Here is a 13,088-nt window from a genome sequence, read left to right as displayed (position 1 = left end):
CGCACAGGTGATTTTGTGGAAAAAGCGATAATTCCGCCGGAAAAGAAGCCCTATCAGGAGATTGGTGATGACCTGCGCGCCCAGATCGCGCAGGGGCGCTACCCGGTCGGGTCGCGCTTGCCGCCGGAACGCCATATTGCCGAAACCTATGGCGTCAGCCGGACCATCGTGCGCGAAGCGCTGCTGATGCTGGAGCTGCAGGGGACGGTGGATATCCGTCAGGGATCCGGGGTGTACGTCATGCGTATCCCGCACGAAAACGACAGCGAAGAAGAGCAACTGCTCAGCAGCGACGTTGGTCCGTTTGAAATTCTCCAGGCGCGCCAGCTGCTGGAGAGCAATATCGCCGCCTTTGCCGCGAAAATGGCCACCCGCGCCGATATCGATAATCTGAAGCGGATTATCGAGCAGGAGCAGCGGGCAATCGCCCTCAACGACACCGCCCAGGATAACGCTCGTCTGTTCCATCTGGTGCTGGCCGGGGCGACGCAGAACCAGATGCTGTTAGCGACGGTGGAGCGGATCTGGCTGCAGATGGACAGCAGCCCGCTGTGGCAGCAGTTTAATGTGCATATTGCCAGCCGCGCCTGGCGGCTGAAGTGGCTCGGCGACCGGCAGACCCTGCTTGCCGCGCTGCGGCGTCGCGATGTGATGGGCGCCTGGCAGGCGATGTGGCAGCATCTGGAAAACGTTAAAAACAGTCTGCTGGAGCTGTCCGATGAAGACGCCCCGGACTTTGACGGCTATCTGTTCGACTCGGTGCCGATTTTTCAGGGGAAGCTGGTATGACGATCCTGCCGCTTTACGCCGCGCCGCAGTTCGCCCGGGAGGTGACCGACTGGCTGTGGCAGGCCTTTGGCGGCGAGGCGCTGCCGCGGGAGTTTTTCGCCAGCATTGTGCAGCATAGCCAGACGGCGGAGGCGCTGCCGCTGACCTTTATTGCCGTGGAAGGGGAGCAATTGCTGGGAACGATTGGCCTCTGGCGCTGCGATTTGATCAGCCGCCAGGATCTGTTTCCCTGGCTGGCGGCGCTGTACGTCGCGCCCGCCGCTCGCGGTCAGGGGCTGGCCGGACAGCTGCAGCGGCATGTGATCGATTATGCCCGCCGCGCGGGCTATCGGGAGCTTTATCTCTACTCCGCCTGCCGCGATTTTTATGAACGCTTCGGCTGGCGCTACATCGGCGAGGGGCTGGATTACCCGGCCACCGCCGTGCATCTCTATCGCTACGACTTATCGCCTTCCTGCGGGGCCACCACCGAATGACGGCGCACCAGCGTCGGGCTGAACAGGTGGGTGATCTCCGGCGCCGGGCGCTGCTCCGCCAGGGCTAAGGCCAGCTCGGCCGCCTGGGTCGCCATCGTGACGATCGGGTAGCGGACGGTGGTCAGCCGCGGGCGAACATAGCGCGAAATCAGGACATCGTCGAAGCCGATCAGCGAAATTTCCCGCGGGACGTCGATGCCGTTGTCGTTCAGCACCCCCATCGCGCCGGCGGCCATCGAGTCGTTATAGCAGGCGACGGCGCTAAAGTGGCGGCCGCGGCCAAGCAGTTCGGTCATCGCCTGTTCGCCGCCGCTTTCATCCGGCTCGGCGAACGTGACCAGCCGGTCGTTGCAGGGCAGGCCGCTCTCCTCCAGCGCCGCGTAGTACCCCTGCAGGCGATCTTCCGCATCAGAGATATCGTGGTTTGAGCACAGGTAGCCGATACGCGTGTGCCCCTGCTGGATCAGATGGCGGGTCGCCAGCCAGGCGCCGTAGCGATCGTCCAGCGCTACGCAGCGCGTTTCATATCCGGGCAGGATGCGGTTGATCAGCACCATGCCGGGGATCTGCTTCATCAGCCCGGCGAGTTCCTCATCGGGGATCATTTTGGCATGCACCACCAGCGCCGCGCAGCGGTGACGGATCAGCTGCTCTATCGCCTGGCGCTCCTTCTGCACGTTGTGGTAGCCATTGCCAATCAGCAAAAAGTTGCCGGTGCGATAGGCCACCTGTTCGACGGCTTTGACCATCGCGCCGAAGAAGGGGTCGGAGACATCGCCCACCACCAGGCCGACGGTTTCCGTGGACTGCTGGGCCAGCGCCCGGGCGTTCGCGTTGGGGTGATAATTGAGGGTTTCCATCGCCGCGCCCACGGACTGACGCGAGGCTTCGCTGGCTTTGGGAGAGTTGTTGATGACGCGGGAGACGGTAGCGACGGAGACTCCTGCGAGTCGGGCTACATCCTTAATTGTCGCCATACCATGCCTTTTATAGGGTAAGCGTTTACATACTGCTATGTTACGGGAAAGAGCGGCAGATTCAAGGCGCGGCGGCGAAGGAATGGCGCAAATGTGATTCAGAGCGGGCTTATCGGTGACCTGTTTACATTGACGCTATCAGTAATTGAAACCGGCTCGGGGAAATACAAACCTTTGCTTACACTTTGCGATGCGCTGTTGCGAATGTTCGCTGGTTTGTCCGCCGAGCAGGTTGATATTCTGGCTATCCCAGAGGTATTGATAGGTGGAGTCAACGTCATGTTGACCACTTTACTTACACCAGCCTGCGCAGATGCGCAGGTTTTTTTTGCCCGTCGCCGGCGTTGTTACAGGTAGCGAAAATCGTAATAACTGGTTGCACTTAGGCTCACTCCCTTGCGTTTTCCCGCTGGCCCGAACCGGGCGAAAAACGCGACAATCGAGATCCCAGAGGTATTGATAGGTGAGTTTCTCAGGTACGCTCTTCGTACTGGACGTCTTACACCAGCCTGCGCGGATGCGCAGGTTTTTTTTATTCTGAAAATCCCCCCGCTGCACTGCTTTCCCACGCCTTCTCGTGTAACCTGCTTTGACTCATCACCGGTCACATGGAGTTGTTATGCTTTTGGGATTTTTCAGACTGCTGTTCAAGGGGTTATACCGGGTCAGACTGACCGGCGACACGCAGGCTTTGCACCAGCAAAAAGTCTTGATTACCCCGAACCACGTCTCGTTCCTCGACGGCATTCTGCTGGCGCTGTTTTTGCCGGTCCGACCGGTTTTTGCCGTCTATACCTCAATCAGCCAGCGCTGGTTTATGCGCGCGCTGACGCCGATTATCGATTTTGTGCCGCTGGACCCGACCAAACCGATGTCGATCAAACATCTGGTGCGCCTGATTGAACAGGGGCGGCCGGTGGTCATCTTCCCGGAAGGGCGAATTTCGGTCAGCGGCTCGCTGATGAAAATTTATGACGGCGCCGCCTTTGTCGCCGCCAAATCGCAGGCGACCATCGTGCCGCTGCGCATTGAAGGCGCTGAGCTGACGCCCTTCAGCCGGCTGAAGGGGCTGGTGAAACGTCGCCTGTTCCCGCGTATTCAGCTGCATCTGCTGCCGCCCACCCATCTGCCGATGCCTGAGGCGCCGCGCGCCCGCGACCGGCGCAAAATCGCCGGAGAAATGCTGCATCAGATCATGATGGAAGCCCGGATGGCGGTGCGTCCGCGGGAAACCCTGTATGAGTCGCTGCTGGCGGCGCAGGACCGCTTCGGCGCGCGCAAACCCTGCGTGGAGGATATCAACTTCCAGCCGGATACCTATCGCAAGCTGCTGACCAAAACCCTGTTTGTCGCCCGCATTCTGGAAAAATACAGCCAGCGGGGCGAGAAGATCGGCCTGATGCTGCCCAACGCCGGCATCAGCGCGGCGGTGATTTTCGGCGCGATCGCCCGCGGGCGCATTCCGGCGATGATGAACTATACCGCCGGGGTGAAAGGGCTCAGCAGCGCCATCGCCGCCGCGGAACTCAACACCATTTTTACCTCGCGCACCTTCCTTGATAAAGGCAAGCTCTGGCACCTGCCGGAGCAGCTGACCCAGGTGCGCTGGGTGTTCCTGGAAGATCTCAAAGGCGATATCACCCCTGCGGACAAACTGTGGATTTTCGGCCATCTGCTGGCGCCGCGTCTGGCGCAGGTTAAGCAGCAGCCGGAAGACGCGGCGATGATCCTCTTCACCTCCGGCTCGGAGGGCAATCCGAAAGGGGTGGTGCACAGCCATAAAAGTCTGCTGGCCAACGTCGAGCAGATCAAAACCATTGCCGACTTTACCGCTAATGACCGCTTTATGTCGGCGCTGCCGCTGTTCCACTCCTTTGGCCTCACCGTCGGTCTGCTGACGCCGCTGCTTACCGGTGCGGAGGTGTTTCTCTATCCCAGCCCGCTGCACTATCGCGTGGTGCCGGAGCTGGTCTACGATCGCAACTGCACAGTGCTGTTCGGCACCTCGACCTTCCTTGCCAACTATGCCCGCTTCGCTAACCCCTATGATTTCTATCGTCTGCGCTATGTGGTCGCCGGGGCGGAGAAGCTGCAGGAGAGCACCAAACAGCTGTGGCAGGATAAATTCGGCCTGCGCATTCTCGAAGGCTATGGCGTGACCGAGTGCGCCCCGGTGGTCTCGATCAACGTGCCGATGGCGGCGAAGGTCGGCACCGTGGGGCGTATCCTGCCGGGGATGGACGCCCGCCTGCTGGCGATGCCTGGCATTGAGCAAGGGGGGCGGCTGCAGCTGAAAGGGCCGAACATTATGAAAGGCTACCTGCGGGTGGAAAATCCCGGGGTGCTGGAAGCGCCGACGGCGGAAAATCAGCACGGCGAAAAGGAAGCGGGTTGGTATGACACCGGCGATATCGTCACCTTCGACGAGCAGGGCTATGTCCGCATCCAGGGCCGCGCGAAGCGCTTCGCCAAAATCGCTGGCGAAATGATCTCTCTTGAGATGGTGGAGCAGGTGGCTCTCGGCGCGTCGCCGGACAAAATGCACGCCACGGCGATTAAACAGGACGCCAGCAAAGGCGAGGCGCTGGTGCTGTTTACCACCGATAATGAACTGACTCGCGAAGCCCTGCTGCGCTACGCTCGCCAGCACGGCGTACCGGAGCTGGCGGTGCCGCGCGATATACGCTGGCTGAAACAGCTGCCGGTGCTGGGCAGCGGCAAGCCAGACTATGTCACCCTGAAAAACATGGTCGACGAGGCGGAAACAACCCATGAGTGAGTCAGTGCATACTAACCCTTCGCTGTATTCGAAAGGGATGATGGCGGTGATCTGCGCCCAGTTCCTGTCGGCCTTCGGCGACAATGCGCTTCTCTTCGCCACCCTGGCGCTGATGAAGCAGCTTTATTATCCGGAGTGGAGCCAGCCGGTCCTGCAGATGTTGTTTGTGGGCGCTTACATCCTGTTTGCTCCCTTTGTCGGCCAGTTCGCCGACAGCTTTGCCAAAGGCCGGGTGATGATGGTGGCCAACGGCCTGAAGCTGCTCGGCGCCGGCTGCATCTGCTTCGGCGTTAATCCGTTTATCGGCTATACGCTGGTGGGGATTGGCGCCGCCGCCTATTCGCCGGCCAAGTATGGCATTCTCGGCGAACTGACCACCGGCGATAAGTTAGTGAAGGCTAACGGACTGATGGAGTCCTCAACCATCGCGGCGATCCTGCTGGGCTCCATGGCCGGCGGGATCCTCGCCGACTGGCACGTGCTGGCGGCGCTGATCGTCTGCGCGCTGGTCTATGGCGGGGCGGTGGTGGCTAACCTGTGGATACCCAGGCTGCCGGCGGCGCGTCCGGGGCAGTCATGGCGTTTTAAGCCGATGACGCACAGCTTCTTCAGCGCCTGCCGCACGCTGTGGCGCAACGGCGAAACCCGCTTTTCGCTGATGGGTACCAGCCTGTTCTGGGGCGCTGGCGTGACCCTGCGCTTCCTGCTGGTGATCTGGGTGCCGGTAGCGCTGGGCATTACCAGCAACGCCATGCCCACCTATCTTAATGCGATGGTGGCGGTGGGGATTGTGCTGGGGGCCGGGGCGGCGGCGAAGCTGGTGACTCTGGAGACGGTGTCACGCTGTATGCCGGCCGGGATATTGATCGGTATTGCGGTAATGGCGTTTGCGGTGCAGCAGTCGCTGCTGCCGGCGTTCGGACTGCTACTGCTGCTCGGGGTGTTCGGCGGCTTCTTTATCGTGCCGCTGAATGCGCTGCTGCAGGAGCGCGGGAAACACTCGGTCGGGGCGGGTAACGCGATTGCGGTACAGAACCTGGGCGAAAACGTAGCGATGCTGCTGATGCTGGGGCTCTATTCCCTGGCGGTGAGCGTGGGCGTTCCGCCGGTCGCCGTGGGGATAGGTTTTGGCGCGGTGTTTGCCGTGGCCATCGCCGCGCTGTGGGTCTGGGGGCGGCGTAAATAACTTCTCGTCGCGGTTGACTCGAAATCGTAACCCCTGCCAGGCGCGCGGGCAGAGGGAAACCCCGGGTTGCGGCTTACGCCTGACCCGGGCTACCGCGGCTGCTGAGGCGGCTACCCGACCGGGGTAGCGAAGGCCCGGTAAGGCGTAGCCGCCACCGGGCAACAACGCGACGCCAGAAGCCGGCGTCGACAGGTCATGCTACGGAGCCGGGTAGGTATAAACCTGATGCACCGCTTCAATCTCCGCTAATACCTCTTCGCTCAGTTCAAGCTGTAAACTTTCCACGTTGGCCTGCAGCTGCGCCATGGTCGTCGCCCCCAGCAGGGTGCTGGCGACAAACGGCTGCCGACGCACAAAGGCCAGCGCCATTTGCGCCGGATCGAGGCCGTGGCGTTTGGCGATATCCACATACGCCGCCACCGCTTTCTGCGACTGCTCGCTGCTGTAGCGCGTAAAGCGGCTGAACAGCGTATTGCGCGCCCCCGCCGGCTTCGCGCCGTTGAGGTACTTCCCGGTCAGGGTGCCGAAAGCCAGGCAGGAGTAGGCCAGCAGCTCCACGCCTTCGAACTGGCTCACTTCCGCCAGGCCGACTTCAAAGCTGCGGTTCAGCAGGCTGTAGGGGTTCTGAATGGTCACGATCCGCGGCAGGTCGTGCTTATCCGCCAGGTGCAGATAACGCATCACGCCGAAGGCGGTTTCGTTCGACACGCCGATGTAGCGGATCTTGCCGGCGCGCTGGAACTCGGTCAGCGCCTCGAGGGTATCCAGCAGGGTCACCGCGGGGGCGGCGTCGGCCCAGGTGTAGCCCAGCTTGCCAAAGCAGTTGGTGGGGCGCTGCGGCCAGTGTACCTGGTACAGGTCGAGATAATCGGTCTGCAGACGCTTCAGACTGGCGTGCAGCGCCTCGCGGATATTTTTCCGGTCCAGGACGTGGTTTGGTCGAATACTGCTGTCGTTATTACGCGCGGGCCCGCTGACCTTCGAGGCGAGCACCAGCTTTTCGCGATTGCCGCGTTTCGCCAGCCAGTTGCCGACGTAGGTTTCGGTCAGCCCCTGAGTTTCCGGGCGCGGCGGGACAGGGTACATTTCAGCGACATCGATCAGATTGATGCCGTTGGCGACCGCATAGTCGAGCTGCTGATGGGCATCGGCCTCGCTGTTCTGCTCGCCAAAGGTCATGGTTCCCAGCCCGAGGGTGCTGATTTCAAGTGAACTGTGTGGGATACGGTGATACTGCATAGCCAGCTTCCTTTTTATTTATAAGGTCAGGCATTCCCCGACAAAGGAGTATCAACATGGCAGAGGGTGAGAAAAAGAGGAAGTAAAAAAATCAAAAAAGCCGGGTGACGAGGAGGAGCGGTGGGTGAAACCCGCGGTGTCCTGGTGTGTCCCGACTCTTCTCAGAAGACTGGTTGTCGGTAAGCGCAGCGTCAACAGAGGCTGGGGCCGACGGGGAAAAATTAACGCTTAATGATTTGTGAAACGTCGTCACGATTGATCTGCATTTTATTACCCTGCTGATCTTCGTAGCTGATAAGACCTGTATCGTCATCCACGGTGGGTTTACCGTCGGTCAGGATCATTCGCCCATCTTTGGTCGCCATGACGTAATCGCTGCTGCAACCGGAAACCGAGAACGCCAGTCCTACGGCGGAAATCAATACTGCCCATTTTTTCATCGTCATCACCTCTTGAGTAGCTGCACCCCATACCTGTCTATTAATAGCCTGATTTGTGAGACATAAAAAGCAGTAAAGTCTGAAAAAGGGTTGCAGCCTGTGACCAGGCTGCAATTTTGTGGTTTACAGCGGGTTTTTCTTATTGCGCAGCAGGTTAAGACTCTCCACCGCAATAGAGAAGAACATCGCGAAGTAGATGTATCCCTTCGGCACATGGACGTCGAAACTTTCCAGCATCAGGGTAAAGCCGACGAGGATCAGAAACGACAGCGCCAGCATTTTTACCGACGGATGACGGTCAACAAAATCGCCGATCGGTCGCGCGGCGAACATCATGACCCCCACCGCAATCACAACCGCCGCCATCATAATAAACAGATGATCCGACAGGCCGACGGCGGTGATCACCGAGTCGAGGCTAAAGATGATGTCCAGCAGCATGATCTGCACGATGGCGCCGAGGAAGGAGTGAACGTTAGTTTTCAGCCCCTCCTCTTCGCCTTCGATAGATTCATGGATCTCTTTACTGGCTTTCCAGATAAGGAACAGTCCGCCAAACAGCAAGATCAGATCGCGAAACGAAATCTCCTGACCGAGGACGGTAAAGAGCGGGTTGGTCAGCTTAACGACCCAGGCGATAGAGGCCAGCAGCGCCAGGCGCATGACCATCGCCCCCATTAAACCGATCCGTCGCGCGTGGCCGCGCTGGGCGGTGGGGAGCTTGGCCACGACCAGAGAGAGAAAAATAATATTATCGATCCCGAGCACGATCTCCAGCAGCGTCAAGGTGCCCAGCGCCAGCCAGGCGTTAGGATCGGTTATCCATGCAAATAACATTGTTCAAAGTCCTGCAAAATAGAAAGCAGCAATTATATGCAAGCCCCAACGCAGAACAAAAAATTAATCGTGTTGTAACAAAAAATGGCGGGCGAGCAGGGCGGCGGTAAAATTCTTTTTCAGGTAGAAGCCGCGCGGCAGCGTGAGGATCGTCTCCCCGCGGGCGCCGATGGCTTCGGTCAACGCCTTGCTGTTGGCCGCTTTCGGTCTTAGCTGTAGCACCTCGCCGTGGCGGGCGGTAATGCGCTCCACCTCACCGAGGACAATAAGATCCATCAGCTCTTCCCAGTCCATGCGCAGCTGGCGCTCCTCTTCTTCGTCCGGACTCCACAGCAGCGGTGCGCCGACGCGCCGCGCCGCCAGAGGAATGGTGCGCTCTCCCTCCACAGGGATCCACAGGACTCGCTGCAGCTTATGCCGCACATGGCTGCTCTCCCAGGTGACGCCGCTATTGCCAGTTAACGGTGCGACGCAGACAAAAGTCGTCTCCAGCGGACGGCCCCGGCTGTCGATAGGGATCGTTTTGAGCTCCACCCCCAGCGCGGCGAAATCCTGCTCGGGTTTACTGCCCGCGCTGGCCCCCAGCCACAGCTCCAGCAGGATGCCCGTCCAGCCTTTATCACGTTTCAGATCGCGGGGAATGGGGATCCCGGCCAGCGCCGCCAGCTCACCCAGCGTATAGCCGGCCAGCTGGCGGGCCTGGGCCAACAGCTGTTCCTGACTTTGCGGCGGAGAGGAGAGCGGAGCGATAGCGGGCATAGGGCGACACCTTTGGTTAAAAAATGAGCGCTAATTTTGCGCGTTGTGGATAGAGTTTATCGTTTTCTGAGTAACTATACCAATCCCATGATTTATATGATTTTTTAAGGTCATTACGCGGCAGGTGAAAACCATGAAAACAGGTTTTCCAGAACTGGTCACTGACAATAAACAGGATCTTACACCATGTTATCCACAGAAAAGTGGGATAACTGGGGAAAAGCCCCACTACTGGTTCGATTTACAGCCTTGACGTGCGACGAAAATCGAATTTTTAGAGAAAATATGCCCGCGACCTGCGCGTAATCTGTGGATAAAATCGACATTGCTCGATCTTTCATCAGTCGGCGGATCGCATGTGTGATGATCGTCACGTTACGCTGTAATAAGTGAAAGGAATATATTCTAACTTAATGAATATGCTATCATTATTATAAGGTGCTAGCAGTGCGATGTTCAGATTACTCCGGGTTTTCCCGGGTTAATTCCGTACTTCTTCACAACTCTATCCACAGAAAAAGTGAATAAAATCGGACGTCGGGCGCTTTCGCTGTTTATAACTCTGGCAATTACTGTGAGTTATTCAAATGTTATCCGTTCTCAGTGTGCGAACAGAGTGGTTTACCGTTTCCGACGAGTGTGAAACAATCATTCACATTGAAGCTTATCTTGAGGTAGTCCGGTGATTGATGACGATGGCTACCGCCCAAATGTCGGTATTGTAATCTGTAATCGTCAGGGCCAGGTCATGTGGGCCCGACGCTATGGTCAGCACTCGTGGCAGTTCCCGCAAGGGGGCATAAATCCAGGAGAATCCGCAGAGCAGGCGATGTATCGGGAATTGTTTGAAGAGGTCGGGTTAAGCCGTAAAGATGTGCGGATCCTTGCCTCAACCCGTAACTGGCTGCGTTACAAGTTGCCTAAACGTTTGGTGCGTTGGGACACAAAGCCGGTTTGTATCGGCCAGAAACAAAAGTGGTTTCTTTTGCAGTTGATCGGTAACGACGCGGACATCAATATGCAAACCAGCAGCACACCTGAATTTGATGGCTGGCGCTGGGTGAGTTACTGGTACCCGGTGCGTCAGGTGGTGTCGTTCAAACGCGACGTCTACCGCCGGGTGATGAAAGAGTTCGCCAGCGTCACTATGTCGCTGGCGGAGAGCGCACCTAAGCCGCAAAGCGCGCCTGCTTATCGACGTAAAAGAGGTTAAGCCACGCACATTATGCTCACTCGGTTGCGAGAAATAGTCGAGAAGGTCGCGAGTGCGCCGCGTTTAAACGAGGCGCTGGATATTCTGGTGACGGATGTCTGCCAGGCGATGGAGACGGAAGTCTGCTCGGTTTACCTGGCTGACAATGATCGACGCTGCTATTACCTGATGGCTACCCGCGGGTTAAAAAAACCTCGCGGGCGCACCGTTGCGCTGGCGTTCGATGAAGGCCTGGTGGGGCTGGTTGGCCGCCTGGCGGAGCCCATCAACCTCGCCGATGCGCAAAAACACCCCAGCTTCAAGTATATTCCCGCCGTCAAAGAGGACCGCTTCCGCGCCTTCCTTGGCGTGCCGATCATCCAGCGCCGCCAGCTGTTGGGCGTGCTGGTGGTTCAGCAGCGTGAGCTGCGCCAGTTTGATGAAAGCGAAGAGTCTTTCCTCGTCACCCTCGCCACCCAGATGGCGGCGATCCTCTCCCAGTCCCAGCTGAACGCCCTGTTCGGCCAGTATCGTCAGACGCGCATTCGCGCTCTGCCGGCCTCTTCCGGGGTGGCGATCGCCGAGGGCTGGATGGACGTCAGCCTGCCGCTGATGGAGCAGGTGTATGAAGCCTCGACGTTGGACACCGCCTCGGAACGTGAACGCCTGACCGGCGCGCTGGAAGAAGCGGCCAACGAGTTTCGTCGCTACAGCAAACGCTACGCCGCCGGCGCGCAAAAAGAGACGGCGGCGATCTTCGATCTCTACTCGCACCTGCTCTCCGACGCCCGCCTGCGTCGCGAGCTCTTTGCCGAAGTCGACAAAGGCGCCGTCGCCGAGTGGGCGGTCAAAAAGATCATCGAGAAGTTCGCCGAACAGTTTGCCGCGCTGAGCGACGGCTATCTAAAAGAGCGGGCCGGCGACCTGCGCACGCTGGGTCAGCGTCTGCTGTTCCATCTCGACGACAGTATTCAGGGACCTAACACCTGGCCGGCGCGCATTATCCTCGTGGCGGACGAGCTGTCGGCCACCACCCTCGCCGAGGTGCCGCAGGATCGTCTGGCCGGCGTGGTGGTGCGCGATGGCGCTGCCAACTCCCATGCCGCCATTATGGTGCGGGCCCTTGGCATCCCAACGGTGATGGGCGCCGATATTCAGCCCTCGCTGCTGCATGGCCATACGCTGATTGTCGATGGCTATCGCGGTGAGCTGCTGGTGGATCCTGAACCTGTTCTGTTGCAGGAATATCAGCGGCTTATCAGCGAAGAGAACGAGCTCAGCCGCCTGGCGGAGGACGATCTCCAGCGCGCATCGGAGCTGAAAAGCGGCGAACGGGTGAAAGTCATGCTCAACGCCGGCTTAAGCCCGGAGCACGAAGAGAAGCTCGGCAGCTTTGTTGACGGTATTGGTCTGTACCGTACCGAAATTCCTTTTATGCTGCAGAGCGGCTTCCCCTCAGAAGAGGAGCAGGTCGCCCAGTATCAGGGCATGCTGCAGATGTTTAACAGCAAACCGGTGACCCTGCGTACTCTGGACATCGGCGCGGATAAACAGCTGCCGTACATGCCGATCAGTGAAGAGAATCCGTGCCTTGGCTGGCGCGGGATCCGCATCACCCTCGATCAGCCGGAGATCTTTTTGATCCAGGTGCGGGCGATGCTGCGCGCCAACGCCGCCACCGGCAACCTCAGCATTTTGCTGCCGATGGTGACCAGTCTGGAAGAGGTCGATGAGGCCCGTCGGCTGATCGACCGCGCCAGCCGGGAAGTCGAAGAGATGATCGGCTACGCCATCCCGCGTCCGCGTCTGGGGGTGATGCTGGAGGTGCCGTCGATGGTCTTTATGCTGCCGCAGCTGGCCAGCCGGATCGATTTTATCTCGGTAGGCACGAACGACCTGACCCAGTACCTGCTGGCCGTCGACCGTAACAATACCCGGGTCGCCAGCATGTATGACAGCCTGCATCCTGCGGTATTGCGGGCGCTGGCGATGATCGCCCATGACGCGGAGCGCTTTGGCATCGATCTGCGACTGTGCGGCGAGATGGCAGGCGACCCGATGTGCGTGACGATCCTCATCGGTCTCGGTTATCGCCATCTGTCGATGAACGGCCGCTCGGTGGCGAGGGTGAAATATCTGCTGCGCCGCATCGATATCGAAGAGGCGCAGGAGCTGTCGCGTCGCAGCCTCGAAGCCCAGATGACCGCCGAGGTGCGCCATCAGGTGGCGGCCTTTATGGAGCGGCGCGGTCTCGGCGGCCTGATCCGCGGCGGGCGGTAGCGGTAGCCCGGGTGAGGCGTAAGCCGTAACCCGGGAATCCTCTGTTCGCACCCTCCTGCAAAATAGAATACCACCGGGAAAACGGCATTCTGTTAGCATCCGTATACATATCTTTTACACGCCGGCGCGGATCG

The 13,088-nt window shown here is 59.2% G+C and carries 11 protein-coding genes and 1 pseudogene; 6 read left to right on the top strand and 6 right to left on the bottom strand.

Annotated features, from left to right (window positions below; all coding sequences use genetic code 11):
• Positions 1-15: 15 nt before the first annotated feature.
• Positions 16-789, top strand: coding sequence for a GntR family transcriptional regulator (locus ACOI7D_RS12870; protein ID WP_004205433.1), 774 nt, complete (start codon positions 16-18; stop codon positions 787-789).
• The gene (locus ACOI7D_RS12865) at positions 786-1,265 is read left to right on the top strand and encodes a GNAT family N-acetyltransferase (RefSeq protein ID WP_023290906.1); all 480 of its coding nucleotides are present in this window, start codon (positions 786-788) and stop codon (positions 1,263-1,265) included. The genes ACOI7D_RS12870 and ACOI7D_RS12865 overlap by 4 nt, the downstream gene beginning before the upstream one ends.
• Here ACOI7D_RS12865 and galR read toward each other — a convergent pair.
• Positions 1,226-2,242, bottom strand: a complete 1,017-nt coding sequence (gene galR / locus ACOI7D_RS12860; protein ID WP_002915981.1) for an HTH-type transcriptional regulator GalR — start codon at positions 2,240-2,242, stop codon at positions 1,226-1,228. The genes ACOI7D_RS12865 and galR overlap by 40 nt on opposite strands.
• Before the next feature lie 619 nt (positions 2,243-2,861).
• Here galR and aas point away from each other — a divergent pair.
• Together aas and lplT are read left to right on the top strand one after the other, a co-directional pair.
• Positions 2,862-5,021, top strand: coding sequence for a bifunctional acyl-ACP--phospholipid O-acyltransferase/long-chain-fatty-acid--ACP ligase (gene aas, locus ACOI7D_RS12855; protein WP_032453978.1), 2,160 nt, complete (start codon positions 2,862-2,864; stop codon positions 5,019-5,021).
• Positions 5,014-6,207 (top strand): lysophospholipid transporter LplT, encoded by a 1,194-nt coding sequence (gene lplT / locus ACOI7D_RS12850; RefSeq protein ID WP_023290904.1) that lies wholly within the window; start codon positions 5,014-5,016, stop codon positions 6,205-6,207. The genes aas and lplT overlap by 8 nt, the downstream gene beginning before the upstream one ends.
• 198 nt (positions 6,208-6,405) lie before the next feature.
• On the opposite strand, the gene ACOI7D_RS12845 is transcribed toward lplT, so the two are convergent.
• From ACOI7D_RS12845 to ACOI7D_RS12825, 5 genes and pseudogenes are all read right to left on the bottom strand, one after another.
• A complete protein-coding gene (locus ACOI7D_RS12845; RefSeq protein WP_008806332.1) occupies positions 6,406-7,446 on the bottom strand; it encodes an NADP(H)-dependent aldo-keto reductase in 1,041 nt (346 codons plus the stop codon).
• Between the two features lie 221 nt (positions 7,447-7,667).
• The gene (locus ACOI7D_RS12840; protein WP_002915974.1) at positions 7,668-7,886 is read right to left on the bottom strand and encodes a YgdI/YgdR family lipoprotein; all 219 of its coding nucleotides are present in this window, start codon (positions 7,884-7,886) and stop codon (positions 7,668-7,670) included.
• 123 nt (positions 7,887-8,009) lie between these two features.
• Entirely contained in the window at positions 8,010-8,723 is a 714-nt protein-coding gene (locus ACOI7D_RS12835) for a TerC family protein (protein ID WP_109546967.1), read from the bottom strand.
• A 63-nt stretch (positions 8,724-8,786) separates the two neighbouring features.
• Complete coding sequence (gene mutH, locus ACOI7D_RS12830) at positions 8,787-9,482, bottom strand: DNA mismatch repair endonuclease MutH (RefSeq protein WP_032453976.1); 696 nt, start codon at positions 9,480-9,482, stop codon at positions 8,787-8,789.
• Between the two features lie 88 nt (positions 9,483-9,570).
• Positions 9,571-9,711: pseudogene (locus tag ACOI7D_RS12825) on the bottom strand (hypothetical protein); the annotation flags it as partial.
• Positions 9,712-10,164: 453 nt separating this feature from the next.
• On the opposite strand from ACOI7D_RS12825, the gene rppH reads away from it, so the two are divergent.
• On the top strand, positions 10,165-10,695 hold the full coding sequence (gene rppH / locus ACOI7D_RS12820) for an RNA pyrophosphohydrolase (RefSeq protein ID WP_004205443.1): 531 nt from the start codon (positions 10,165-10,167) through the stop codon (positions 10,693-10,695).
• A 12-nt stretch (positions 10,696-10,707) separates the two neighbouring features.
• Positions 10,708-12,954, top strand: coding sequence for a phosphoenolpyruvate--protein phosphotransferase (gene ptsP, locus ACOI7D_RS12815; RefSeq protein WP_023290901.1), 2,247 nt, complete (start codon positions 10,708-10,710; stop codon positions 12,952-12,954).
• Positions 12,955-13,088 lie beyond the last annotated feature (134 nt).

Origin of the sequence: Klebsiella sp. C360, assembly GCF_048822415.1 — a bacterium.
GTDB lineage: Bacteria > Pseudomonadota > Gammaproteobacteria > Enterobacterales > Enterobacteriaceae > Klebsiella > Klebsiella quasipneumoniae.
The sequence above is the reverse complement of the archived record's forward strand: the minus strand, read 5'-3'. Positions and strand labels throughout refer to the sequence as shown.

Coding starts and splice junctions, on each gene's coding strand:
- ACOI7D_RS12835 (WP_109546967.1), bottom strand. CDS start 8,723: ATGTTATTTGCATGGATAACCGATCCTAACGCCTGGCTGGCGCTGGGC.
- mutH (WP_032453976.1), bottom strand. CDS start 9,482: ATGCCCGCTATCGCTCCGCTCTCCTCTCCGCCGCAAAGTCAGGAACAG.
- galR (WP_002915981.1), bottom strand. CDS start 2,242: ATGGCGACAATTAAGGATGTAGCCCGACTCGCAGGAGTCTCCGTCGCT.
- ACOI7D_RS12840 (WP_002915974.1), bottom strand. CDS start 7,886: ATGAAAAAATGGGCAGTATTGATTTCCGCCGTAGGACTGGCGTTCTCG.
- lplT (WP_023290904.1), top strand. CDS start 5,014: ATGAGTGAGTCAGTGCATACTAACCCTTCGCTGTATTCGAAAGGGATG.
- ACOI7D_RS12845 (WP_008806332.1), bottom strand. CDS start 7,446: ATGCAGTATCACCGTATCCCACACAGTTCACTTGAAATCAGCACCCTC.
- ptsP (WP_023290901.1), top strand. CDS start 10,708: ATGCTCACTCGGTTGCGAGAAATAGTCGAGAAGGTCGCGAGTGCGCCG.
- ACOI7D_RS12865 (WP_023290906.1), top strand. CDS start 786: ATGACGATCCTGCCGCTTTACGCCGCGCCGCAGTTCGCCCGGGAGGTG.
- aas (WP_032453978.1), top strand. CDS start 2,862: ATGCTTTTGGGATTTTTCAGACTGCTGTTCAAGGGGTTATACCGGGTC.